Here is a 26070-nt window from a genome sequence, read left to right as displayed (position 1 = left end):
AAGAAAGAGGACTTATATCTTAGGGTATATTAGGCTGAACCTATACGAAGCGAAGTATGGGTTTTTGTTTTGTGATAAAAAGGAATGAAGAATCGTATTATACTAAAATATTCCTTTGACAATCTCCTGAAACTCCTATATATTTAGCTAGTACTTTAGTGCTTAAAAGCGTTTCAGTAATTGTGAGGAGTGAAAAGGTCCAAGCCTTACCTCAGAGAATATACAACATTGAAAGCGGGGAAATACATCATGCGTCTTGAAGATGCAAAGCTAAAACTCTCCTTACTTGAAGCAATTGGGGTTTTGGCCATTCTATTCTTAATCATTGCAACTGGTATCATACATTATGGACTTGCCCCCCATATTCCAATAATTGCGGCAATCCTTTTCTTATTTGTTTATGGGAAGATCAAGAAGCTGCCATTTTCGATTATGGAGGCGGCTATCGTCAAAGGTGCAGGTACTGGTATGGGAGCCATTTATATATTCTTTTTCATTGGAATGCTGATTTCCATCTGGATGGCAAGCGGGACGATTCCTACCATCATGTACTATGGGTTTGACTGGATTTCTGGGGAATATTTCTATGCGATCACATTTCTGGTGTGTTCGCTAATTGGGCTCTGTATCGGGAGTTCACTTACAACATCAGCCACAATCGGCGTTGCTTTAATAGGTATGGCGGCTGCGATGGATTTATCGTTGGCGATTACAGCCGGTGCAATCATTTCCGGTGCATTCCTTGGGGATAAAATGTCTCCATTATCCGACTCTACCAACCTTGCATCGGGAACGGTTGGAGCACCATTGTTTGAACATATTAATAATATGCTTTGGACTACGATTCCAGGTTTTTTAATATCGCTAATCATCTTTTACTTCCTTTCACCGAATGTCAAAGTTGCTCGTGTTGAGGAAATCGAAGCCATGACCAAAGCCCTGGAAATGGAAACGAATATAAGCATATGGAGTTTGATTCCGTTTGTCATCGTTCTAATCATGGCTTTGAAAAAGGTGTCAGCCATTCCGACATTGTCGGCAGGAATCATTTCGGCAGCCATCATCGCTTTCATTCAAACGCCTAATTTGACGGTTGCAAAACTAGCAGATATTTTATACGGCGGATTTGTACTCAAGAGTGGAATGGATCAACTTGACTCAATCTTATCGCGGGGCGGGATTGAAAGTATGATGTTCTCCGTTTCGATGGTGTTGTTGGCATTGGCCATGGGCGGACTATTGTTCGAATTGGGAGTCATCCCTTCTATTTTAAAAGCGATCCAGGATTCATTGACGAGTGTAGCGAAAGTGATTTCCGCTACTGTACTTGCAGGAATCAGTGTGAATTTCCTGGTGGGTGAACAGTATTTGTCAGTTATACTGCCTGGGAAAGCCTTTCAGCAGAAATATGAAGATTTAGGCTTGCAGCCCAAAACGCTTGCGAGGGTACTTGAAGATGCGGGAACAGTTGTGAACCCTCTGGTTCCCTGGGGTGTTTGCGGTGTATTCCTGACACAGGTATTGGGTGTTTCAACCCTTGAATATGCCCCATTTGCATTCTTCTGCCTACTTTGTCCTTTGCTCAGTCTGATTTCTGGCTTTACGAAAATCGGTATCCATTATAAATGAAAAAAACAGGCGGTCGGTTTCGACTGCCTGTTTTTTTATGTGAACTTCAATAACCTTACAGAGAAGGAAACCCCCTGACATGAAAATAAATGTCAGGGGTGTATTTGATCGATTATTTTGAAGACGCAATCTCATCTTTTGGGATGGACACGACATTTTCTTTCTGTTCAAGTAAATTCATTCGCATTACGACATTTTGGTATATGCCCATTGAAAGCATGAGCAGCAGTAAGGAAGATCCTCCATAACTGATGAATGGAAGAGTGATCCCTGTAATTGGGATAAGACCAGTCACTCCGCCAACGTTGATGCCAACTTGAATGCCGATCATGGATGAGATGCCGATCAATAAAAGACTTCCAAAAGGATCCTTGCATTTTGCTGAAAGCACAAACCCCCTTAGGACGATAAAACCTAGTGTCAAAAGAACGAACCCGACTCCGAATATCCCGAGCTCTTCTGCAATGACGGCCATGATGAAATCAGTATGTGATTCAGGCAGGTACCCGTATTTTTGTACACTGTCACCTAGTCCCACTCCAGTAAGGCCGCCGGATCCTATCGCGAATAATGAATTGACGAGTTGATACCCGCTTTCTCCTGCCTTTCCGAAAGGGTCTGCAAACCCGGTAAAACGAGACACTTTATTTTCTGAGAGGACGGCTGAGAAATTTCCTGTCACGAGTACCCCTAATGCGAATATCGCAACGAATATCGCAGTAATCAAAGAGAGTTTGAATATGCTCTTAAAAGACATCCCAGATGAAATGATCATGGTACTTGAAATCAGGAAAATGACCGCTGCCGTTCCATAGTCAGGCTGTATTCCGATTAAAAAACAGATGAATACCAGAAAGAAAATCGGGGGAATGACGGCTTTATCAATACTATTGATTCGATCCTGCCTTTTTCCGTAAATGGCTGCCAGATAAATGATTATGGCCAATTTGGAAAATTCTGCAGGTTGGATCGATGCTGTCCCTAACTTGAACCAGCTTGTGGCATTTCCAGCTGTATGGCCGAAGATAAATAGCATCGAAAGGATACCGGCCATTCCAAACATCATAGACATCAAGAACATTTTGTTTTTGTACATCTTATAAGGAAGGATCATCGTGACGATCATTGCCAGGAATGAAATGAGAAAGGCCGTTTTTTGTTTCTCAAAAAAGAAATCCATGGGCTGACCGTATCGAGCAACAGCAGTAACCATACTCGAACTGTAAATCATGACTAAACCAAACAAACAGAGTAATACGACAGCGATGAAAATAGGGAAGTCGTATGCTTTAATTATTCTTTTCACTTGTGCGCTCACCTCAAATATGTATGCGCGAAAAAATCGCCTTCTTATATAGTAACGGAAAATCGGTTATATAGATAATAATTTTTATTCGATAATATGAATTTATCCTCCATTACCCAATATTAAACACTAAAACCGATAAACTAGTCTCCCGGATTTCCTTTTTGCTTATAGCCGAATTTGGATTCCTATACATTACCTTCGATAGTAAACGTGAATACTCCTTTTAATACTGAAAACTTTTTACTATATATTCCATTTGTGTAGTGCTATAGAGATTACTATTCAAGGTTATTGATGACTGGGCCGTAGTTCATGGGTTTCACCAAATGAGTTGTAAAACGTGACGTGATGTCGCGGATACTGTAAACGAATTTGCTAAAAGAATAACTCATCTTAAGAGGTATACTTAGCTCCAATTATGTTGCAGGGAATCGGACAGGGATTTTATGGGGAGAGGGTAACGGTTGTGAACTTGGTTCCAATCGATTATATTATACAGGCTGCTGCGTCTCTGGCATTATATAAGAGGGTTCAGGAAAAACCTCGAACGTTTAGTAGTTTATGAACGTTTCTCTCATGAACTGTTTAAGAAAAGTAGTCAGGCGCTCTTATCAATCCATCCTGGCATATCAAGGAGTGGAATAGAGTCGCTACTTTAATGTCACTTAGAAAGGGCGTTTTGACAGCACTGCAGCCGAGAAGTTTTGCTGCATTTCAGGGAAGGGGTTCCTCCTAGGTCGATCTTTCTTTAAAGGATAAAAATGATATGGAGTACCAATAAAAATAAGGTAAAGCAAGGGGAGTAGTTATGGAAGAAATACATGACAAGTTGGAAGTGTTTTCTCCGGCAACAGGTGAGAAGATTGCGGAAATCGTCCCAACGCCATTGAAGTCGATTCCTCATATATATAAGAAATCAAGACATGCGTTCCAATCATGGTCGAATCTTCCCATCAAGGAACGGCTGCACTATTTAAAACGGCTTCGATTATTGATGGTTGAAAAAATGGATGAAATAGCTGAAGTCATTTCAAAAGATACGGGAAAAGTGAAAATTGAAGCGCTGGTTGCTGACATCATGCCCACGATTGATGCAATCAAGCATATCGAGAAACATGCAGTGAAGACTCTTTCCGGACGGAAGGTCACCACTCCACTCATGTTAATTGGTAAAAAATCTTATATCCATTATATGCCCCGTGGAACGATTCTCGTCATTTCACCATGGAATTATCCGCTGCAGCTTTCCATGGTACCTATTCTTAATGCTCTAGCAGCGGGAAATACAGTCATCGCCAAGCCATCAGAGGTAACTCCTTTAGTTGGTGTGTGCATCGAAAATCTGTTTCTTGAAGCTGGTTTCCCAGAAGGGACTATACAGTTTGCCCATGGAGGGAAAGAATTGGGTGCGGCATTAACTGAGCAAAAACCAGATTATATATTTTTTACTGGATCTGTAAGGACTGGAAAAATGATTGGTGAGGTCGCAGCAAGACACCTGATCCCAACGACTCTGGAGCTTGGCGGTAAGGATCCGATGATCGTTCTGCGTGATGCTAACTTGGAGCGGGCTGTGAACGGGGCTCTATGGGGGGCTTTCACAAATAGTGGGCAGGTGTGCATGAGTGTAGAAAGGGTATATGTGGAACGTCCTGTTTATAAGGAATTTCTAATGCTTCTTAAAGAAAAAACGAAGTCCATGAGGCAGGGAGTGCAATCGAACGATGATATCGGTTCAATGACTTTCCCGGCACAAGTTGATATTGTGGCTGGACACCTGGAGGATGCACTGAATAAGGGGGCCGTACTTGAAACCGGAACACCTCCAAAAGAGTGGAAAAAGGGACAGACCCATTTCATTCCGCCGGCAATTCTGTCCAATGTCGATCATTCCATGAAAATCATGAAAGAAGAAACGTTCGGACCCGTGTTGCCTGTTATACCTTTCGATACGGAGGAAGAAGTAATCGCCCTGGCAAATGAAAGTGAATATGGACTCAATTCCAGCGTTTGGACAATGGATAGGGAAAAAGCAAGCAGGATTGCGTCACGGTTAGTAACCGGGGCGGTGACGATCAATGATGTGCTGATAACGGTTGCTAATCATCATTTACCATTTGGCGGTGCCAAACAAAGTGGGGTTGGCCGCTATCATGGCGAGCATGGATTGAAGATTTTTTGCCATGAAAAAGCGATCATGATCGATAATGGTAAAAACAATACAGAAATACAATGGTATCCATATGAAGGGAAATACCCGAGTTTTTTATCGCTGTTTCAGAACTACTTTTCTGCCAAACCGAACTGGATTCGTTTCGGCAAAGAATATTTGCGATTGATGAAATTATCCAAAGGGAACCGAAAGTGAGATCCATTTATAAAAAAGATTGTTATTTTCATAACTCGCGCGTATACTATTAATATACTTAATAACTGATTTTCCTTTTCAAAGGGGAGTAGCGTTAGGGTTCGCCCTAAAACAAAGTCGTCATTACGTGGATGTTAAACATTCATCGGCTTTGTTGACATGATTTCATGTTCAGCAAGACCTTTGCCTATACGGCAGAGGTCTTTTTATTTTGCCAATGCCAATAGGAAGGAAATACTAACTATTGGAGGTTGAATGGATGGAAGCATCAATATTATTGGAATATGGCTGGGTCCTTCTTATCTTGGTTGGATTGGAAGGGATACTTGCTGCGGATAATGCAGTCGTCATGGCTGTCATGGTTAAGCATTTGCCAAAAGAACAACAGCGAAAAGCCTTGTTTTATGGTCTGATGGGAGCTTTTGTTTTCCGCTTTGCAAGTTTATTCCTTATTTCCTTTCTTGTCGACGTGTGGCAAGTTCAAGCAATCGGTGCGATTTATTTACTTTTCATTGCTTTTCAGAACATTTACAAAAAATACGCTGGTAAAGGTGATAAGGAAATCAAGAAACCCAAAAAGCAATCTGGCTTCTGGATGACCGTGGTAAAGGTTGAAGCGGCTGATATAGCTTTCGCAATCGATTCCATGTTGGCTGCCGTCGCACTGGCTGTTACACTTCCTGCAACAGGCTGGATGAAAGTAGGCGGTATTGACGGAGGGCAATTCGCTGTCATGTTCCTCGGAGGTTTGATTGGATTGGTCATTATGCGATTTGCAGCAACTGCATTCGTGAAATTGCTTCATCAGCGTCCTTCACTTGAAATGGCAGCATTTTTGATTGTGGGTTGGGTTGGAGTGAAATTGGCGGTACACACACTTGCACACCCTTCATTGGCTGTCATCGATCATCATTTCCCTGAATCAACTCTTTGGAAATCGATTTTCTGGGCTGTTTTGATTGGAATTGCAGCAGGTGCTTGGATCATTTCAAGCAAAAAAGAAAAAAAAGAAAAAGAAGAGAAAAAAATACAGGAAGCTTAAAAAAACAGGCCTGCTGGTCACGCCTAGAGTTTGTAGTCAAAAGGGGTTTTACCTAAAATTTCAAAACAAAGTTCATTGGAACGAAAGGTGCGAGACTCCTGCGGGAAAAGCGCGTCAAGGGGAGACCCCGCAGGCGCAAGGCGCCGAGGAGGCTCCCGGACCGCCCGCGGAAAGCGAGTGCCTGGAGTGGAAATCAACGTTTGAGGTTTTATAAACCTTCATAAAAACTGAAACAAATTTGATTTTCATCGAGTTTATCTACAGTCTGTAGGCGTGCTGGTCACGCCTATTTTTTTTGCTTCTTAATGTATTTATGGAGATGACCCTCAAAAGCGCAGGTATGTTTACGTATGATATGTTAAAAGATGTGAATATTAAATTCCGGTTATAAAAATGACAATTGTCCCATTGTATTGGACGAAAACCCGGAAAAAGTTATTTTACTGTAATTGCACTGTAATAAACGAGAAAAAACTAAGTATTTTATCATGTTGATATATTATGTGATTTCATTTAAATCGCAAAAATAGTTCTTTTGGTACTGTCTTTTAGACTCCCTCCGCTTAAGATAAGTATGTTGATGCGTATTTTATGTTCAACAGGAGCGAGGTGAGCAGATGCTTGGTGTGTTGTTTACAGCATTCAAAAAAAAGCGTTCTTTAGAAGAAACCGTATTGAAAATTCAACAAGGCGATATTAGCCTTCGTAATGATACTATAGAGTCATTCAAACCTTTTATTGCGAAAACAGTGTCATCGGTTTGCAAACGTTACATATACGAATCGGATGATGAATTCAGTATTGGTATGATTGCTTTTAACGAGGCAATCGATAAATATTCCCCGGAAAAAGGCCGTTCTTTATTGGCATTTGCCGAAACCCTCGTTAAACGAAGGGTTATAGATTATTTAAGAAGCCAGTCCAAACAAAAAGAAGTTGTATTGGATTTATCATTGAATGATGATAATGATCAAAGCCATATATATATTGATAATGAAAATTCCATCAATGAATACGAGAAGCAGAAGGAATCGGAAAGAAGAAAAGAAGAAATTCAGCTTTATATAAGCCATCTACAGGATTTTGGTCTGTCATTTGAGGATTTAGTTGAAAACTCTCCCAAACATGCAGATGCCAGGAAGGGAGCTATTATGATTGCTAAATTGTTAATGGAAGATGACGAACTGAAAGAAATCCTGTTTGCAAAAAAGCGGCTGCCCGTAAAACAACTTGAGGGAAAAGTGGAAGTAAGCAGAAAAACGATTGAACGGAACAGAAAATACATCATTGCTGTGGCAATCATAATAAACGGAGATTTTTTGTATTTGAATGATTATATAAAAGGGGCTATCGATGAATGAAAAAAGGAGTTATTCTTTCAGTTAATAAGCGATTTGTAACCCTATTGACCCCCGAGGGTGAATTTCTGAAAACCAAAAGGCAGGAAAGGGTATATGAAGTGGGGGAGGAAATCACTTTTTCACCTGCTAAACAAAAGTTCACTTTAGCCTTTTCCAATTTTCATTCATCTTTCAAAAAAACCGCCGTGCTAAGCATTGCCTCCACCTTCTTGATTCTCTTTTCGATTCTTCCTTCTTATTTCTCAGGTCCTGTGTCGGCATATATGACGATAGATGTGAATCCAAGCATTGAATTGGAGCTTGATAATGATTTAGAAGTTCTCAAACTTACCGGTTTAAATGAAGACGGCAAGCTTGTGATTGGTCAGCTGAGGGACTGGGAGGGCAAGGATATAAAGATTGTTACAAACCGAATCGTTGAAACGACGAAGCAACTTGGTTATTTGAAAGGAAATAAACAAATCGTCGTTTCCACAACGTTATTGAAAAAAAATAAAGAACTGGACAAGAATTTAAAAGAAGAGATAAAAGAAATATCGGAGCAGGATAATGTTTCTGATACAAAAATGAAAGTGATCCAGGCAACAAAAAGCGATCGGAAGCAAGCAAGGGAACAAGGCATATCCACGGGTAAGTATCTGGAAAAGAAGTTGAATGAAGATAAAGAAAAGGTAAAAGTCAATAAGAGGGAGCCTGCTCCAGCGCCAGATAAAAAAATCGAGGGAAAGGTTGTTATTCCGAAAGAGAAGGGTGTAACGCTGAGTACGGAAAACAAATCGGATGGGGAAAAGAAAAAAGAAAATGATGCAATTGAAATAAAGCAAAAGCCGGCTAATGAAGCCAAACCGACTGAAAGGAAAGGCCCGGCAACGCAATTTACTAAAATTAAGGAACAAACCGAACGGGTAGATACAATTGGAAAACGGAATGCCATAAATGGAAACAAGGAAAAAAGCAACAAGCCAAAAGGAAAATCGGATAGCGATCACAGCAACCAATCAAAGAACGAGCATAAAAATGAAAAGAGTGATAAAAAGATCGATGTGAAAAAAGTTCCATCAGTCAATGAAAAGAATAATAATGATCATAAAAAGCACGACAGGCAGGATAAACAAGGGAAGCAAGATAAACAGGATAGGCAGGATAAACATGGTAAGCAAGATAACCATGATAAGCAATATAAACAAGAGAAGAAAGATTGGGATAAGTCGAAATGGGGTAAAGGCAATAATGGAAACGGAAATGGACATAATGATTAAAAAGAGTCCAGCATGCAGCTGGACTCTTAGCCATGGTTATTAAATTGTAATAAGAATTATTGACCTTTAAGTTGAGATTGTGCTTGTTGTACAAGACGTTTCGTGATTTCTCCGCCAACTGAACCATTGGCACGTGCTGAAGTATCGGAACCTAATTGTACACCGAATTCAGATGCAATTTCATATTTGATTTGTTCTAATGCTTGTTCGATTCCAGGAACAAGAAGGTTGTTACTGCTGTTAGCCATTTGAATCTCCCCTTTACTTTTTCAACGGCTTTTGCCGCTGTAATGATAGTATAAGTAGAATGTGGAGTTTTACTTATATGAGCAGCATCAAAGTTATTGGTAAACCTGCCTATTTGTTGTAAGTAAGTCAGTTTTAAAAGAGAATGGAAAAAAGAATGAAAAAAGAATGAAAAAAGGGTAAACTAGATTTTTAATGGTTATGTGATTCGCATAACTATAAAGGAGTAAGAAAGGAAACTCTTTATGTTTGCTATCAAAAAAATATTATCAAAGTTAACACCCGCTCAGCTTATCGTCGGTTATTACTTTTTGGCCGTAAGTATCTCGACCATACTGTTGAGTCTGCCGGTTGCTCTTAAGCCAGGCGTGGAATTTAAATTCATGGATGCATTATTCACAGCCGTAAGTGCAGTTAGTGTAACAGGCCTAACAGTTGTTAGTTTACCCGAAGTGTATAATGAGGTAGGCTATTTCATTCTAATGTTTGTTCTCCAATTTGGCGGTATTGGCATTATGACACTTGGAACGTTTTTTTGGTTGATTTTGGGTAAGAAAATCGGTTTGAAGGAAAGACAATTGATCATGACAGATCAAAACCAATCGAATCTTTCGGGTCTTGTTAAATTATTGATTCAAATCATTCAGATATTTGTCGTAATTGAAATGATTGGAGCTCTAGTTTTAGGCATTTACTTTCTGAATTATTTTCCTAACTGGAAAGAAGCCTTTTTAAATGGCTTATTTTTAGCCATAAGTGCCACCACGAATGCTGGTTTTGATATTACCGGTATTTCAATGATTCCATTTAAAGACGATTATTTTGTACAGTTCATCACGATTATCCTGCTTACCCTTGGAGCAATCGGGTTTCCTGTCTTGATTGAGTTGAAAGAGTTTTTATCCAATAAAGCCCGTACTTATAAGTTTCATTTTTCTTTGTTCACGAAGCTGACATCAGTCACTTTCTTTTCCCTTATCATTGGGGGAACGATCCTGATTCACTTGCTGGAAATGAACGGGTTTTTTAAAGATAAAAACTGGCACGAATCTTTTTTTTACTCTCTATTTATGTCATCGAATACGAGAAGTGGTGGCCTTGCAACGATGAATGTGAGCGATTTTTCGGAACCGACCCTTTTATTGCTGAGCATTTTAATGTTCATTGGAGCATCCCCAAGTTCAGTCGGGGGAGGGATACGGACAACGACTCTGGCCATCATGATTCTATTTTTATGGAATTTCATGAGGGGAAGGCGTTCCATTAAAGTGTTCAAGCGGGAGATTCATCCCGATGATATTCGAAAGGCGACAGCAGTTATGATCATGGGATCGCTCCTTTGCATAATCGCGGTCTTCATTTTATCGATTACTGAGAATTTTACTTTGATGCAAATCATTTTTGAAGTATGCTCGGCTTTTGGTTCAGTTGGACTTTCGATGGGTATTACGCCTGAACTCAGTAATACGGGTAAGATTGTCATTATGATCATTATGTTCATTGGCCGTGTCGGGATAACGTCCCTCCTGTATATCATAGGCCATAAAGAAGTTACGGAAAATTATCATTATCCAAAGGAACGTGTCATCATTGGGTAAATGATTTAAGTAGAACAGTAACCTTTCCATCTAGGAAAGGTTTTTTGTTTTGTTTGCAGGAATCGTGGACAAAATGTTGAAATTTACCTATAAGTGAGTATTCAACTATTTAAACATACAAAAATATACTTAATTTGCCCCCTTACTTTGAATTCATTCGGATGAAGTATAAATCATTTTGGTGAGGAGGTGGAAGAAGTGAAGAAATATACTGGAAGGATCTTTGTCCCTGCCCTTTTCTTCATATTGATATTACCCTATATAGGGTGGCTGGGGCATGAAGAACGAAGGTTTTCCGCCTTTGCAGGAATATATTTAATCGTAATTTTAACCATTGCCTGGTGTTTGGGTGCCATCTTCGATCATAACCGGAAAACGATTGCTTTGTTGCAGGATAGCGAAGGGCGTTATCGCATTATCTCCAATTATTCTAAAGAATTAATCAATAGCTTCAATGAGGTCGTTTTCCAAACGGATGAGAAAGGGAAATGGTTGTATTTAAACCCGGCATGGAAATCGATGAGTGGTGCAACCGTGAATGAATCCCTGGGGCTTCACTTTTCTAAGCATATGGATAACGCTTCTTATCAAGACGTATTAAAGACCTTTGCGGACTCCTTTCATCGAGGGGATAAATATTTTCGTGCGGACATTAAACTAAATGCGAAAAAGGGAACAAGTTGGGTTGAAGCATTCGTTAAACTAATTTACGATGACGCTGGGAAATTTATCGGGACGGCGGGCATATTATCGGAAATCAATGAACGTAAACATGCGGAGGAAAAGCTTGTGAGCCAAAACGAACACCTGGCAATCACATCAAGCAAATTATCAACGGCTGCCCAACTTGCGGCAGGGATTGCACATGAGGTCAGGAACCCGATGACAGCGATAATGGGATTCGTGAAGTTGATTAAAGATGGCGGTTCTGAAAAGCAGGAATACTATGATATTATTTTTTCGGAAATAAATCGAATCGAGCAAGTTCTGAATGAACTCTTGCTGCTATCGAAACCTGCTGAGGCGGTTTTTCTTGAGAAGGATTTAAAGGAGAGCTGCAACCATGTCGTAACGCTGTTGGAGACAAATGCCGTACTGAACAATATTCAAATTCATAAAAATTATGATTCAGAACCTATTTTTATGTACTTTGATGAAAATCAAATCAAGCAAGTATTAATAAACATGATAAAAAATTCCATAGAATCGATGCCGAATGGCGGAAATATTTTTGTGAGTATAAATGAAAAAAATGGGGAAGTTTTTTTGAGCATTTTGGATGAAGGGGAGGGTATCCCGGAAAACTCCCTTCAAAAAGTAGGAGAGCCATTTTTCACTACAAAAACAACAGGAACGGGATTGGGTCTTTCCGTTTGTTTTAGAATCATCGAAAAGCACGGAGGAAAAGTTTTCATCACAAGTGAACTGAAAAAAGGTACGAAAATCGTTTGTATCTTTCCAACCGTCCAACAAAGGGAATATAGTGAGAACGAAAAGGTCCGGATGCAGGGCCACGAATGACAAGAAAATAATGATTTAATCGTTGAAAAAATCTGGATATTATGTATATACTTTAAGAGTAATAACATACTAACCGGTTAGTAAGTTTAAAAGGAGGAATTCAATTTGAACTTTGAACATACTCAAAAGGTGAAAGATCTGGAAAAGAAGTTAACGGAATTCATGGAAAAGCACGTTTACCCAAATGAATCAATATACAAGAAGCAGCTTGAAGCACAGAAGAGCCGCTGGAGTGAAATACCCCCGATTTTATCTGAATTGACGGCAAAAGCAAAAGAAGAAGGATTATGGAATTTATTTTTACCTGATAGCGGTTATGGCGCGGGTTTAACAAATCTAGAATATGCCCCGCTTTGTGAAATCATGGGTAGGTCGTCGATAGGGCCTGAAATCTTCAACTGTAATGCGCCGGACACTGGTAATATGGAAGTGTTGGTGAGATACGGTTCAGATGAACATAAGGAACGCTGGCTGAAGCCCTTGCTTGCTGGGGAAATCCGCTCATGTTTCTCGATGACAGAACCGGAAGTGGCGTCTTCCGATGCGACCAATATCGAATGCAGGATAGAAAAGACGGGTAATGAGTATGTCATAAACGGCCGAAAATGGTGGTCTTCAGGCGCAGGCGATCCCCGATGCAAGATTGCCATCGTCATGGGTAAGACGGATCCTGAGGCGTCCAAGCATGAACAACAGTCAATGATTCTTGTACCGCTGGATACACCGGGTGTCAAAATCGAGAGAATGCTCCCTGTGTTTGGTTATGATCATGCCCCGCATGGCCATGCCGAAATCACTTTTGAAAATGTGAGGGTCCCGGCAACGAATATTCTATGGGGTGAAGGCAAAGGATTTGCGATTGCCCAAGGAAGACTCGGACCCGGAAGGATACATCATTGCATGAGGCTGATCGGCGCTGCTGAAAGAGCTCTTGAAGAATTATGTAAGCGCATTCAAAACCGTGTCGCTTTTGGTAAAACATTGGCGAGACAAGGTGTGATCATGGAGTGGGTTGCTGATTCACGCATTGAAATCGAACAAGCAAGACTTCTGACCTTAAAAGCTGCTTATATGATGGATACTGTCGGGAACAAGGAAGCGAAGGCGGAGATTGCCATGATAAAAGTGGTGGCACCAAATATGGCATTGAATGTGCTGGACAGGGCCATCCAAGGCTTTGGAGCTGCAGGGATTTCCGATGATTTCCCTTTTGCTGCACATTGGGCAAATGCACGGACTTTAAGGCTTGCTGATGGTCCCGATGAAGTTCACCGCTCACAAGTTGCTAAGATAGAACTTCGAAAATACCAGCAAAAGCATGAGGTGAAAATATGAAAGTTACCGACTTATTCGATCTAACTGGAAAGACGGCGATCATAACCGGTGGAGGGAGAGGATTGGGAGCACAAATAGCGACCGGCTTTGCCGAAGCTGGGGCAAATGTCGTTCTTTGTTCAAGGAAGAAGGAGGCATGCGACGAAGTTGCTTCACAAATCGAAAAGTTTGGAGTCAGGGCGCTTTCCCTGAAGTGTGATATCACCAATCCTTCAGATGTACAGGAAGTTGTTAACGAAACTTACCGTGAATTTGGTGCCATCGACATTTTAGTAAACAATAGCGGGGCATCCTGGGGGGCACCAGCCGTCGACATGCCCCTTGAAGCATGGCAGAAGGTGATGAATGTCAATGTAACAGGAACCTTTATCATGAGCCAGACAACAGGCAGGGTCATGATTGAACAGGGACATGGGAAAATCATAAACATCGCTTCCGTTGCCGGATTAGGGGGGACCGACCCGAGGGTGCTCGATACGGTCGGATATAATACGAGTAAAGGGGCGGTCATTACTTTAACGAAGGATTTAGCTGTTAAATGGGGTCAGCATAATATCAATGTTAATGCAATCGCACCCGGATTCTTTCCGACAAAAATGACGAAAGGGGTTCTTGAGCAAGGAAAGAATCCTATCTTGGATTCCACGCCGCTAAAAAGATTAGGGAGTGATGATGATTTGAAAGGGGCAGCGGTTTTCCTGGCCTCAAAGGCATCCGATTTTGTGACTGGAAATATCTTGATTGTCGATGGGGGTTCACATGCAAAGTAATGAAAGATGAGTAAATATGGCTGGAGGGTATGAAATGATGAATGAAAAAAAATGGCTTTCCGTTTATCCTGATTCAATTTCAAAGGAAATTAAAGTCCCTGAGTTTCCGATGCAAAGGATCCTTCAAAATGCATGTCAGTCCTATCCAAACAATACAGCTATTACTTTTTATGACCGAAAGATATCCTATCAGGAACTTTTTCATGCGTCGCAAGCCTTTGCTTCAGCCCTGCAAAAAAAAGGTGTTCAAAAAGGCGATCGTGTCGCCATCATGCTACCTAACTGTCCGCAATACGTTATAGCTTATTATGGATCGTTGGCAACAGGAGCCATTATCACCCAAATCAACCCAATGCTGGTTGAAAGGGAGCTTCAGCATATTTTACAGGACTCCGGTGCTGAAACGATCGTTGTATTGGATGGATTATACCCGAAAGTGAAAAGTGTGCAGCAACATGCAAATCTGAAAAATATCATCGCCGTAAGCCTTCAGTCTTCGGATGCAGATTTCCAGCCTGATGCTTCTTTTGACCAATTCATGAAGGCAGGGGACGGCAAAATCAATCACGTATCAATCGATCCGGAAAATGATATAGCCGTTCTTCAGTATACAGGAGGAACAACCGGCCGTTCAAAAGGGGCGATGCTGACTCACAGCAATATTCTGGCCAATGTCGTTCAATCGTATGAATTCTTCAAGCATGAATTAAAAATGGGCTCTGAAAGAACGCTGTCGGTCATCCCGCTTTTTCATGTTTTTGGAATGACGTCCGCAATGAATTTATCCGTGTATATTGCGGGTGATTCCATCATGCTGCCACGATTTGAAATAGAAGAGGTGCTGGAAACGATTAAGCGTGAACAGCCGACCACTTTTCCTGGTGTACCGACCATGTATGTAGCGTTGACGAATCATCCAAAGGCAGAAGAATATGGAATGGGCTCAATCCAGGTCTGTAACAGCGGAAGTGCACCGATGCCCGTGGAACTGCTGCGTGAGTTCGAACGAAAATCAGGTGCGAAGATATTGGAAGGCTACGGTCTTACGGAAGCTTCGCCAACAACGCATTGTAACCCGGCATTTGCAAAAAGGAAGCCTGGGAGCGTCGGGATTGGTTTCCCTTCGACTGAATATAAAGTGATGGACCTGGGAGACGGGACAAAAGAAATGGCCCCTGGCGAATTGGGGGAATTGGTCGTCAAAGGACCTCAAGTGATGAAAGGTTACTGGAATATGCCGGAGGAAACGGCGGTGACCCTTAGGGATGGTTGGCTTTATACGGGTGATATCGCCAAAGTTGATGAAGACGGTTATCTCTATATTGTCGACAGGAAAAAAGATTTGATCATCGCAAGTGGTTATAATATATATCCGCGAGATGTAGAGGAAGTTCTTTATGAACATCCTGCTGTCCAGGAAGCGGTTGTCATCGGAGTTCCAGATGCTTACCGAGGGGAGTCGGTAAAAGCTGTGCTTGTACTTAAAAATAATAAAACGGCAAATGAACGGGAAATCATCGATTACTGCCGAGCAAACCTATCGGCTTATAAAGTTCCGCATTTCGTTGAATTTCGTGATGAGTTACCGAAAACAAATGTCGGAAAGATTTTAAGGCGTGCTTTAAGAGAAGAACTTTCCAGGAAATAAGAGGGCTTTGATAGTACGAACGCGTATGATATCAATTCAGCTGAAATTTTAACAGATTGCGAGGATGCAAACATGAAAGAAAAAATGACAGAACATAGCATACGCTTATTTGAAAAGAAGGGCTTTAGTGAAACGTCGATTTCCGATATCGTCGAGTCGGTCGGGGTTACGAAGGGAACGTTTTATTATTACTTTACGAGCAAAGAGCAGTTGCTTATGGATATTCATCTAGCTTATATAGGCGAGTTGCTTAGTGAGCAGGAAATAATCATGTTGGATCCTGGGAAAAGTTGTAGGGATAAGCTTTTCGATATGGTATTGATGCTGTTAAAAAGCATCAAAACCAAAAAATCCAGCGCAACGGTGTTTTTCCGTGAAATGAAAAATCTAAGTGATGAAAAACTTGCACAAATCCTTCCTAAGCGGGATGAGTTCCGTAATAAAATCGAGCAAGTGCTGATTAGCGGCATCGAGAACGGAGAACTACGTTCCAATCTCGATGCATCCATCATCTCTTTTGCTATTTTGGGTGTGGCCAATTGGAGCTATCATTGGTTCGACCCAGAAGGTGAAAAAACCGAACAGGAAGTTGCAGCCATTTTTATGGGGATGATTCTGCAGGGAATTGAAGCGTGACCAGGTTACATACTAACCAGTTAGTAGAAGGGAGATAGAAGGCATGACCAACAAGCAAATTCAATCAATAACCGTAATTGGGGCTGGGCAGATGGGGCATCAAATTGCGATGCTTGCTGCACTTGGAGGTTACGAAACGATTCTTCAGGATGTTCAGGAAAACGCGTTGAATACAGCCCAAGAAAAATTGGACGTCATTTTGACTAAATGGGTTCAAAAAGGAAAATTGTCCGAAGATCGTAAGTTGGCTGCTTTTAGCCGTCTTCAATATACCACCGATCTTGAGAAAGCGGCCAGTGGAGCTGATTTGATCATTGAAGCGGTTGTTGAAAAACTTGATGTGAAACGGGAAGTCTTCGCTAGACTTGAAGAATTGGCGCCAGCAGAAACCATTTTTGCAACGAATAGTTCAACGATTGTCAATAGCCTGATTGCTAGTGTGACGAATCGTCCGGATAAGTTCATTAATATGCATTTCTTTTTCCCGCCTCTAATAATGGATTGTGTTGAAGTTGTCATGAGTGATCAAACATCGGAGGAAACAGCGAAGCTTGCGATGGAAGTCACAGAGAGAATGAATAGGACAGGAGTTTTGTTAAGGAAAGAGATATCGGGATTCGTAGCAAACCGAATTTTGGGAGCGTTGCAGCGTGAGGCCTTATATTTGTATGAAGAAGGAATTGTGGACTATAAGGATATCGATTTAATTTGCAGGAAAGCTTTAGGCCATCCCATCGGCCCTTTTGAACTGATGGATCTATCAGGTATTGATGTGGGATATTTTGTCATGCAGCAGCGATACAATGAAACTGGAAATCCAGAAGACAAGCCAAATGCTTGTATAGAAGAAAAGGTGAATAAAGGACAATTAGGCAGGAAAACAGGAAAAGGCTGGTATGATTATCCAAACCAAGGAGTGAAGAATTGATGACAAAATTAATTAGAGTGGTTAAGGAAAATAAGCTTGCGGTCATCACCATCGATAATCCTCCATTAAACGTAATCAGTAAACAAGTATTCAGAGAATTGGGAGAAACATTCGATGAACTTTCAAAAGATACTGAAACTGTTGTGGTACTCATAACCGGTGCAGGCAATATCGCATTTGCCGCTGGTGCTGATATAAAAGAATTCCCTAACATGATGGGGAACCCGAATATGAAAGAAATGGTAAAGGAAAGTCATGCCGTCCTAACCAAAATCGACCAGTTACCTAAACCTACGATAGCTGTATTAAATGGCCTGACTTTGGGCGGTGGATGCGAACTGGCTCTGGCCTGTGATTTGAGAGTGGCAGAAACACAGGTTCAAATTGGTCTGCCGGAAGTGAAATTGGGCTTATTTCCTGGAGCTGGCGGTACACAGCGTTTGTCCAGACTTGTAGGAAACGCAAAAGCAAAAGAGATTATCTTTACCGGTGATCCGCTTGGTGCCATAGAAGCGGAAAAGATCGGGCTTGTCAATAAAGTCGTTGAGCAAGGCTGCGGCTTATCGGAAGCGAAAATCTTGGCCTCACGATTGACAAGGCACTCACTTCAGGCACTTTCGAGAATCAAGAAAGCGATTAATGAAGGAAGTGAAGCAACGCTTGAACAAGGTCTAGAGATTGAAACGAATCTTTTTCAAGAAATCTTCCAAACTGAAGATGTTAAAGAAGGGGTTTCCGCTTTCTTGGATAAACGTAAACCTGCTTTCGTACATCGTTAATCAAGGAGGGGTCTTATGCATGAATTGGAAGTCAACGTCCGTTTTTCCGAAACGGATGCTTTGGGCCACATCAATAACACAAGCTATTTCATATACCTCGAAGAAGCACGCATGAAATTTTTTGAAGCTTTAGGCCTAGCGGCGAATGTCGAATCTTGGAATTTTTTGTTAGCCTCCACTAAATGCGACTTTATTGCTCAGGGATTTTTCAATCAACTCTTGACCATCCGTACATCTTTGACAAAGGTAGGTACGAAAAGTTGTGAAATGGTCCATGATATCCTCTGTTCACAAACTGGGGAAGTGATTGCTAGGGGAAGTGCAGTTTTAGTCTGTTTTAATTTTTTGAATCAAAAAAGTGAACCTATTCCTGAATTTATTAAAGAAAAGCTCATTTCACATCTTGTTCATAATTAGAATGAAAAAAGTCTAAAGGAGGGAAGAACATGGTTGACGATACGATTCCTGTTCGGCCCGGCGAGGAACTGAATATTGTTGCATTAGAAGGTTTCCTAAGAAAAAATGTATTGGATCTTCCAAATGAACCGTTAGAATTGCAACAATTTTCCACGGGCTATTCCAATTTGACCTATCAGCTGAAAATTGGTGAGTGGGAGGCTGTCCTCAGAAGGCCACCTCTTGGTCCTGTTGCTCCAAAGGCACATGATATGAAGCGTGAACATCATATCCTTTCTTCAATCAACCCATATTTTCAAGCAGCTCCCGAGCCTATTCTGTTCTCGGATGATGAATCGATTGCGGGGGCCCCTTTTTTCCTAATGGAAAGGAAACATGGAATTGTAATAGATACCGAATTTCCCAAGGGAATCGAGCCTACTGTTGAAAAGTGCAGACAGCTTTCATATGTGATGGTCAATCGGCTTGCTGATCTTCACTCGATTCCCCATGAGAAAACGAGGTTGGTGGAAATTTCCAAACCTGAAGGGTTCATTGAAAGACAAGTACGCGGATGGATTTCCCGCTATGAGAGAGCAAAGACAGATGAAATCAAGGAAATTCGTCCGCTTATCGATTATTTTCAACAGAATATCCCGAAATATAGCCAGACTTCAATTATCCATTATGACTATAAGATCAATAATGCCATGTTTAACAAGGACCTTACAGAGATGGTTGGTTTATTTGATTGGGAAATGTCCACCGTTGGTGATCCGCTAGCCGATCTAGGAGTGGCTTTAAGCTACTGGACGGAAAGCGGTGACCCGGAACTTATCAAATTCGGTGTGGGTCAAGCGTCAATCACGACTTTAACCGGTTTCCTGACACGAAGGGAATTTATCGAGACGTATGCAGCAAGAAGCGGCAGGGATGTTTCCAACGTCGATTTTTATTTAACCTTTGGTTACTTTAAGTTAGCTGTCATCCTTCAGCAAATCTATTATCGATATAAAAAAGGCCAGACAAATGATTCCCGTTTTTCCAATCTCGGAAAAACGGTTAAAAGCTTACTCACTCATGCTGCAAATGTAGCTGCGAAGGAAGTTTAATTAAATGGAATATATACAAAACATTCATTTGCTACTAAAAAAAGAAGAGATAGATAGGGAAAAGCTTCAAGAGGGGGATAAAGTTGCGGTCATCCTGGATGTGTTATTAGCGACCACAACGATTATTTCAGCACTTCATGATGGAGCACGCCAGGTGATACCTGTCATGGATCCAGTGGATGCCTTGGTGAAAAGCCAGGAATTGGACCATGGGGATTCCATAGTGGCAGGGGAACTAAAAGCAAAGCCGGTTGATGATTTAATGTATCCAAGTCCGACGCTATTGAGTAAGTTGGTACCTGGCAAAACTTTAATATTGTCCACGACTAATGGAACGGTTGCGCTAAGGAATTCAGCCGCTGCCAAAAAGGTTTATATCGCATCTTTGTTAAATAATCCGTCTGTTGCTGAAAAAATAAAAAAACATCATAAAACAGAAACGATCATCATCGTTTGTTCGGGAAACTCAGGTGAATTCAGTCTGGAAGACTTTTACGGTGCAGGTCATTTGATAGATTGCCTGATTGCTGGATCACAAGGTACGTTCATACTCAACGATGCAGCAAAGGCTGCAAAAGCGCTTTATCGAACGAATAGCGAAAATGCCTTTGATATCCTGAAATCATCATATGTCGGACAGTTGTTTGACAAACACAGCTTGATCGCAGATTTGGAATTGGCGGCGCAAAAAGGTTCGATGGATCTTGTCCCAGAGTTGGTGGATGGAAAGATCGAAGCTGAATTGAAAAGGCAGGAAACGTAGTTCAAAACCTGGATAAGGAGTGAAGGGCATGAGATTTTCACAGTCAATAGCGGTGGTGACAGGTGCAGGTTCCGGTATTGGGAAAGCTACAGCGATGCGCCTGTCGGACGAAGGGGCAAAAGTGTTGTTGGTAGGGCGGACGAAAGGAAAGCTGGAGGAAGCAGCTGCAGAAATCAATGCAAGGCACACGATTCCCGTAGCCGACATTTTCCCTGCAGATGTTACCGTCGAGGAAGATGTAAAGAATCTGGCCATGTATGTGAAGGAACAATATCGTGACCTTCACATTTTAATCAATAATGCAGGTGGATCAAAGTCCTCGAAGCTTTTGGATACATCTGAAGCTGATTGGGATATGATTCAACATGTCAATTTGAAAAGTGTCTTTCTAGTTTCCAAGTACTTGGGAAAAGTGATGGAAGAAGGAGTTGGCAGTGGAAATAAAGCCATCAAACGGGCAATCGTGAATGTGGCTTCACTGTCAGGACATCAGGCAGGGGCATTCATCCCGCATTACAGCTCTGCTAAAGCAGGGGTCATCAGTTTAACGAAATCATTGGCACTGGAACTCGCTGCAGCCGGCATTCGGGTCAATTCCGTATCACCGGGATTCATTGAAACGCCTTTAACGGAGGATGGATTGCAAAATGAAAAATTCGTAAAGTCGATTCAACGGAACACGGCACTGGAAAGAGTGGGGAAAGCGGAGGAAATAAGTAATGTCATTACCTTTGCTGCTTCGCCGGAGGCTTCCTATATGACTGGGACGGATTTATTGGTGGATGGCGGCTGGTTGATCAAATAGAAAAAGGGGATGGGTAAATGTTAAAAGAACACTTATTGACAGAGGTAACCGATAATGTAATGATCCTGACTTTGAATCGTCCTGAAAGCTTGAATGCATTTAGCCCGGATATGATTGCAAGCTTAACGAAAGCGATTAAGGATGTAAAACAAACACCACATATAAGGGCAGTCATTATCAAAGGGGCGGGAAGATCATTCACTGCGGGAGGTGACGTTAAGTCAATGGGGAAGGCCTCTGCAAGTCAATTGTATGATCATGTTGGCAGAATGAATGAATGCATATTGGCTCTGGATGCTTCTGAGGTTCCCGTAATCGCTGCCGTCCATGGATTTGCGGCAGGGGCCGGATTTAATTTGGCACTCGCCTGTGATTTGATCGTGGCTTCCGATGATAGTCAATTTGCCATGAGTTTTTCACAGGTAGGCCTGATCTCTGATGGAGGTGGTTCGTATTTTTTACCTAAATTAGTAGGGCCCCACCTTGCAAAGCAGCTCTTCTTTACTGCCGAGCCAATTTCTGCGGAACGCTTATACCAGTTAGGTGTCATTAATTATCTATATCCTCTCAATCAACTTGAAAAGGAATCATTGAAACTTGCGGAAAAGCTGGCAAATGGACCGACAAAAGCTTATGGGATGATGAAAAAGCTCGTTAGCCATTCATTTACGGCTACACTTGATGAAATGCTCGAACAGGAACGTATCACGCAAACCTTGATGGCCTCCACAGAAGATCATCTGGAGGGAGTTGCAGCATTCAAAGAAAAAAGAAAACCGGAATTTACAGGGAATTAATAAGGGAGGGATAAAGATGAGAGCCATTCATTTTGAAGAATACGGCGGACCGGAAGTACTGAAATTGACTGAAATGGAAAGGCCCGTGCCAACTGGGCATGAAGTTCTGATTGAAATCGATTGTGTCGGCGTCAATTATGCAGATACAGCGAGAAGGGAAGGGCAATATGTGGTACCTACGCCGCTTCCGTTCATTCCAGGTGCGGAAGTGGCTGGCGTTGTGGTGGAAGTTGGTGGAAAGGTGACCAAAATCAAACCCGGTACAAGGGTAGTGAGTTTAATTGAATCGGGTGGATATTCAGAATATGCCCTTTCAGATGAATTCTCGGCCATTCCGCTTCCTGATGCCATACAGTTTCATGAAGCTGTTGCCCTGCCACTTCAAGGTCTGAGCGCCTATCATATTCTAAAGACAATGGGACGCATGCAACAGGGGGAAACGGTATTGGTCCATGCTGCTGCAGGTGGAGTGGGAACGATTGCCGTACAATTAGCCAAAATCTTCGGGGCTGGAAAAGTGATTGCTACCGCCAGCACAGTGGAAAAGTTGGAACTGGCTAAGTCGATGGGGGCAGATGAACTTATCGATTACACGAAAGAAGGATGGGAAATGAAAGTCCGTGAGGTCACGTCCGGAAAGGGAGTAGACGTGGCGCTGGAAATGGCAGGAGGGGATGTTTTCAATAAAACATTGAAATGTTTGGCTCCATTTGGACGTCTCGTGGTTTTTGGTAATGCCAGTCGTAAGCCTTATACGATGAACCCGCAGCAATTAATGAGGCGCAATCAATCCGTCGTAGGTTTTTTCCTGCCACAGATCATGAAACACCCAGATTTGCTGTTGCCTAGCATTCAAGATCTTTTTTCTTACGTCACGTCCGGGGAACTTAAGCTAACTATCGGCGGCATCTACCCAATTGAAAAGGCAGCAGCCGTTCATGAGGAAATGAATGCCCGTCAAACGAAAGGGAAGTTGATTTTGCAGGTAAAATGAGAAGAAGGGGTGTATATGACGCACCCCTTGTATTTTAATGAGATTTCACTAGTTCCTTGGACCCTCAAGAACGATTCAATCCGTATCAATGCTCACATCCTTATCGGGATGCATGAAAGGCGGCTGCGGCGCTTTTTTAGCCTCTAACAGTTCACGGTTTTCAGTTGAATTCCAGCCTATATCATTGGTGGGGTGTATCCATTCGTCTCCAGCCATGATTTCCGGGTCTGTATTTTCGCTCCAATTTTCGAGTGGTGAGTTTTCAGATGCATATTTACTGTCGCCAATGACGACTCCATAATCATTGACGAATGGAGCCTGTGGTTTTATGCCGGTTCCCTTAAAGCTTGGTGCGTTAATTTGGTGTGGTTGTGTATCGTCGACAATTGGTGAATCCAATTTCTTTTTCATGTAGTGTCTCCCTTTCCGTTTTACGGTTATTTTTCTCGTCCGTCCCTATATTATCCCTGAATAATTTCAGGCGTTTTTACCCCATTCTAAAATGTAAACTATATGAAAAGGGTGGATGAAAATGAAACGGAAAGCCAATGTGGATGGTGCTGTCAAAGCAAGTAAAACGCCAAAAAGAAACCAGGCTGAAAATGAATTTTCCAATGAGTTCGCATTGGAGGAAAATGCAATGAAAGGTGCCAACCGTAATTCAAAGCAAGGCAGAAAAGGAAGAAGTTAATGGATAAAGAAAAACAGAACAGCCAGGAAAAGATGGGACAACATGTACGAACTGAATTTGGAATCGAATTTAGCGGCGATATGAACGCAACCAAAATTTATGAAATTTTGGCAAAAGAAAATAAAAAACGTGATAGTGATAAGTAAATAAGGACGGACCCAATTCTTGGGTCCGTCCTTATTCTTAAAAAATGATGCTGTCAGATTTTGAGAGAGGGAATATCGTTGATCCCTTACCACTCGGATCAAAATAGGCAAGCATGAACGATGGTTTCTCGACGATTGTTCCCTCAGCTAAATACGTTTCCAAATCAAAGGGAAGTGCCTCGAGCAATGTGTGCTTGTGTATTTCTTTTTCATTAAGTGCCAAGGCTGTGAAAGAGGAACCAAGCTTTTCAGGCTTATCCAGAATCTCTTCATATATCTCTTTCCGCCCACTTTTATCTAATGAAGCTTCCCACCAAGGCTTACGTGGTTTGTATTTTTGGTTCATGAAATAATCCAATTTCATGAGTCCGATAATGTTTTTCAGTTCAGCAGATTCCCGGGAAGCCAAAAACTGCTGTAAGCGTCTGAACAAGTCTTCAAGCTGATGTCCGATTCGTGACCAGCCTTGTTCATCCCAATAGGTTCCAAAATCTTGAAAGAAGTCGAATGGTGATTGAAATACTGTTTTGACAAGATATTCCGTGGTGTGATCCATTCTATGATCGTTCCAGTATTTTTCAAGGACATCTTCAACTTGTTTAATGCGGACAATGTCATCAAAGGATAAAACATTATTTCCTAGGATTTCATATGGAGCATGTTCGCTGTATATATATTGGTGTTCATCAGCACGTATCCGTAAGCCAGTACCACGAAGCATCTTTAAGAAACCAAGCTGCATCTCTTCGGGTCTGAGCTCGAAAACATCATTGAAAGTCTTTCTGAAAGAATGATAATCTTCTTCAGGTAACCCGGCAATTAGGTCTAAATGCTGATCAATTTTCTGACCTTCTTTTACCATCGTGACGGTTCTGGTCAATTTTTCGAAATTCTGCCTTCTCATAACTAGATCATTCGTATGATCATTCGTCGATTGTACCCCTATTTCAAAGCGGAACAATCCTGCAGGGGCATTATCGTTCAAGAACTGGATAACTTCCGGACGCATGATGTCCGCCGTGATTTCGAACTGGAAAACCACACCGGGAAGATGTTCATCGATTAAGAATTGAAACATTTCCATGGCATAGCTTCGGCTGATATTGAAGGTTCGGTCAACGAACTTAATGGTCTTGGCACCATTAGCCATAAGGTACCTGATATCTTCTTTAATCTTTTCACGATCAAAATACCTGACACCCACTTCAATCGATGAAAGGCAAAATTGGCAACTGAACGGGCACCCTCGGCTAGTTTCGATATAGGTAACACGTTTAGATAGATCGCCGCGGTCTTCCTCCAAACGATAGGGAGAAGGGAGGGATTTCAAATCAACCTTGCCGTTCTGAGGCTGGATGATTTTTTTTCCATCCTGTCGATACGCAATGCCGCCGACCTTCTTATAGTCATTCGAACCTTCAATTTCAGATAAAAGGGCCTTGAAGGTGACTTCACCTTCGCCAATTACGATGAAATCAGCCCCGGGAATTTGATCAAGCCATTCCCCAACATCATAGGTGACTTCAGGTCCGCCAAGAATGATAACCAATTCTGGATTGATCTTCTTCAGCATGGCTACGACTTTCATTGTTTCCTCGATGTTCCAAATATAGCAGCTGAACCCTATGACATCAGGTTTTTTGGAATGAAGGTCACCAACTATGTTCATAATTGGATCTTTTAAATCGTATATTCTGCCAGCTGTACATCATAATCTGGCTGGGCATAAGCTTTTAAATATCGGATGGATAGCGATGTATGGATATATTTTGCGTTAAGAGTACTGATTATTATATTCATGTTAAAGGGCGTAAAAGAAACGCCTGGCTCCTTTCGTGTACATGTCTTTTTAAGCCAACAAGCACTAACGAGTAATTTTACCATAGCGTACTCCATTTGAAAAATGAGTTATGGTATTGAAGGGGAATCTTTTCAGC

Annotated in this window: 24 protein-coding genes and 1 pseudogene; 21 read left to right on the top strand and 4 right to left on the bottom strand. The window is 41.7% G+C overall.

Annotated elements, in window-relative coordinates:
* Positions 1–249: 249 nt before the first annotated feature.
* A complete protein-coding gene (gene nhaC / locus FNK51_RS03745; RefSeq protein WP_141992469.1) occupies positions 250–1629 on the top strand; it encodes a Na+/H+ antiporter NhaC in 1380 nt (459 codons plus the stop codon).
* Between the two features lie 112 nt (positions 1630–1741).
* Here the strand turns inward: nhaC and FNK51_RS03740 are convergent, their stop codons facing one another.
* On the bottom strand, positions 1742–2935 hold the full coding sequence (locus tag FNK51_RS03740) for an FtsW/RodA/SpoVE family cell cycle protein (RefSeq protein ID WP_286178567.1): 1194 nt from the start codon (positions 2933–2935) through the stop codon (positions 1742–1744).
* Between the two features lie 811 nt (positions 2936–3746).
* Between FNK51_RS03740 and FNK51_RS03735 the strand changes: the two genes are divergently transcribed.
* From FNK51_RS03735 to FNK51_RS03720, 4 genes are all read left to right on the top strand, one after another.
* Positions 3747–5306 carry an aldehyde dehydrogenase family protein gene (locus tag FNK51_RS03735; protein WP_141992468.1) on the top strand — a complete coding sequence of 520 codons (1560 nt, stop codon included), beginning with the start codon at positions 3747–3749 and terminating at the stop codon, positions 5304–5306.
* Between the two features lie 259 nt (positions 5307–5565).
* Positions 5566–6348 carry a TerC family protein gene (locus FNK51_RS03730; protein WP_141992467.1) on the top strand — a complete coding sequence of 261 codons (783 nt, stop codon included), beginning with the start codon at positions 5566–5568 and terminating at the stop codon, positions 6346–6348.
* Between the two features lie 617 nt (positions 6349–6965).
* A complete protein-coding gene (gene sigI / locus FNK51_RS03725) occupies positions 6966–7709 on the top strand; it encodes an RNA polymerase sigma factor SigI (RefSeq protein ID WP_141992466.1) in 744 nt (247 codons plus the stop codon).
* Positions 7706–8968 carry an anti-sigma factor domain-containing protein gene (locus FNK51_RS03720; protein WP_141992465.1) on the top strand — a complete coding sequence of 421 codons (1263 nt, stop codon included), beginning with the start codon at positions 7706–7708 and terminating at the stop codon, positions 8966–8968. The genes sigI and FNK51_RS03720 overlap by 4 nt, the downstream gene beginning before the upstream one ends.
* Positions 8969–9024: 56 nt before the next feature.
* Here FNK51_RS03720 and FNK51_RS03715 read toward each other — a convergent pair whose 3' ends face one another.
* Complete coding sequence (locus FNK51_RS03715; protein WP_034314196.1) at positions 9025–9216, bottom strand: alpha/beta-type small acid-soluble spore protein; 192 nt, start codon at positions 9214–9216, stop codon at positions 9025–9027.
* A gap of 243 nt (positions 9217–9459) precedes the next feature.
* Here FNK51_RS03715 and FNK51_RS03710 point away from each other — a divergent pair, with 243 nt between their 5' ends.
* The 14 genes from FNK51_RS03710 to FNK51_RS03645 all read left to right on the top strand — a co-directional run bounded on the left by FNK51_RS03710 (position 9460) and on the right by FNK51_RS03645 (position 23296).
* Complete coding sequence (locus FNK51_RS03710; RefSeq protein ID WP_098371188.1) at positions 9460–10812, top strand: TrkH family potassium uptake protein; 1353 nt, start codon at positions 9460–9462, stop codon at positions 10810–10812.
* Positions 10813–11010: 198 nt separating this feature from the next.
* Positions 11011–12333 (top strand): ATP-binding protein, encoded by a 1323-nt coding sequence (locus FNK51_RS03705; protein WP_141992464.1) that lies wholly within the window; start codon positions 11011–11013, stop codon positions 12331–12333.
* A 105-nt stretch (positions 12334–12438) separates the two neighbouring features.
* A complete protein-coding gene (locus FNK51_RS03700; RefSeq protein WP_141992463.1) occupies positions 12439–13668 on the top strand; it encodes an acyl-CoA dehydrogenase family protein in 1230 nt (409 codons plus the stop codon).
* On the top strand, positions 13665–14438 hold the full coding sequence (locus FNK51_RS03695) for an SDR family oxidoreductase (protein WP_098371185.1): 774 nt from the start codon (positions 13665–13667) through the stop codon (positions 14436–14438). Before FNK51_RS03700 ends, FNK51_RS03695 begins: the two co-directional genes overlap by 4 nt.
* Before the next feature lie 37 nt (positions 14439–14475).
* Positions 14476–16086, top strand: a complete 1611-nt coding sequence (locus FNK51_RS03690) for a long-chain-fatty-acid--CoA ligase (RefSeq protein ID WP_141992522.1) — start codon at positions 14476–14478, stop codon at positions 16084–16086.
* A gap of 72 nt (positions 16087–16158) precedes the next feature.
* On the top strand, positions 16159–16722 hold the full coding sequence (locus FNK51_RS03685; RefSeq protein WP_098371184.1) for a TetR/AcrR family transcriptional regulator: 564 nt from the start codon (positions 16159–16161) through the stop codon (positions 16720–16722).
* Positions 16723–16765: 43 nt separating this feature from the next.
* Positions 16766–17650: a 3-hydroxyacyl-CoA dehydrogenase family protein gene (locus tag FNK51_RS03680; protein WP_098371183.1), complete on the top strand. Its 885-nt coding sequence runs from the start codon at positions 16766–16768 to the stop codon at positions 17648–17650.
* Positions 17650–18429 carry an enoyl-CoA hydratase gene (locus FNK51_RS03675; RefSeq protein ID WP_181762173.1) on the top strand — a complete coding sequence of 260 codons (780 nt, stop codon included), beginning with the start codon at positions 17650–17652 and terminating at the stop codon, positions 18427–18429. The genes FNK51_RS03680 and FNK51_RS03675 overlap by 1 nt, the downstream gene beginning before the upstream one ends.
* 15 nt (positions 18430–18444) lie before the next feature.
* Complete coding sequence (locus FNK51_RS03670) at positions 18445–18846, top strand: acyl-CoA thioesterase (protein ID WP_141992461.1); 402 nt, start codon at positions 18445–18447, stop codon at positions 18844–18846.
* A gap of 29 nt (positions 18847–18875) precedes the next feature.
* Complete coding sequence (locus tag FNK51_RS03665; protein ID WP_141992460.1) at positions 18876–19937, top strand: phosphotransferase family protein; 1062 nt, start codon at positions 18876–18878, stop codon at positions 19935–19937.
* A gap of 4 nt (positions 19938–19941) precedes the next feature.
* Positions 19942–20700, top strand: coding sequence for a 2-phosphosulfolactate phosphatase (locus FNK51_RS03660; RefSeq protein WP_260397987.1), 759 nt, complete (start codon positions 19942–19944; stop codon positions 20698–20700).
* 28 nt (positions 20701–20728) lie between these two features.
* Positions 20729–21505, top strand: a complete 777-nt coding sequence (locus tag FNK51_RS03655) for an SDR family NAD(P)-dependent oxidoreductase (RefSeq protein WP_141992459.1) — start codon at positions 20729–20731, stop codon at positions 21503–21505.
* 17 nt (positions 21506–21522) lie between these two features.
* The gene (locus tag FNK51_RS03650) at positions 21523–22302 is read left to right on the top strand and encodes an enoyl-CoA hydratase/isomerase family protein (RefSeq protein WP_141992458.1); all 780 of its coding nucleotides are present in this window, start codon (positions 21523–21525) and stop codon (positions 22300–22302) included.
* Positions 22303–22318: 16 nt separating this feature from the next.
* Positions 22319–23296: a quinone oxidoreductase family protein gene (locus FNK51_RS03645; RefSeq protein ID WP_098371177.1), complete on the top strand. Its 978-nt coding sequence runs from the start codon at positions 22319–22321 to the stop codon at positions 23294–23296.
* Positions 23297–23371: 75 nt separating this feature from the next.
* On the opposite strand, the gene FNK51_RS03640 is transcribed toward FNK51_RS03645, so the two are convergent.
* Positions 23372–23707 (bottom strand): DUF3905 domain-containing protein, encoded by a 336-nt coding sequence (locus tag FNK51_RS03640; protein WP_141992457.1) that lies wholly within the window; start codon positions 23705–23707, stop codon positions 23372–23374.
* 121 nt (positions 23708–23828) lie between these two features.
* On the opposite strand from FNK51_RS03640, the gene FNK51_RS26375 reads away from it, so the two are divergent.
* Both FNK51_RS26375 and FNK51_RS26370 read left to right on the top strand, forming a co-directional pair.
* Positions 23829–23987: a hypothetical protein gene (locus tag FNK51_RS26375; RefSeq protein ID WP_098371175.1), complete on the top strand. Its 159-nt coding sequence runs from the start codon at positions 23829–23831 to the stop codon at positions 23985–23987.
* Positions 23987–24133 (top strand): hypothetical protein, encoded by a 147-nt coding sequence (locus FNK51_RS26370; protein WP_179891043.1) that lies wholly within the window; start codon positions 23987–23989, stop codon positions 24131–24133. The genes FNK51_RS26375 and FNK51_RS26370 overlap by 1 nt, the downstream gene beginning before the upstream one ends.
* Positions 24134–24170: 37 nt before the next feature.
* On the opposite strand, the pseudogene FNK51_RS03635 reads toward FNK51_RS26370, so the two are convergent.
* Positions 24171–25933: pseudogene (locus tag FNK51_RS03635) on the bottom strand (B12-binding domain-containing radical SAM protein).
* Positions 25934–26070: the final 137 nt, after the last annotated feature.

The organism is Bacillus sp. B4EP4a, assembly GCF_006680105.1.
Lineage (GTDB): Bacteria > Bacillota > Bacilli > Bacillales > DSM-1321 > Peribacillus > Peribacillus simplex_E.
This window is presented reverse-complemented; position numbering and strand designations above follow the sequence as displayed.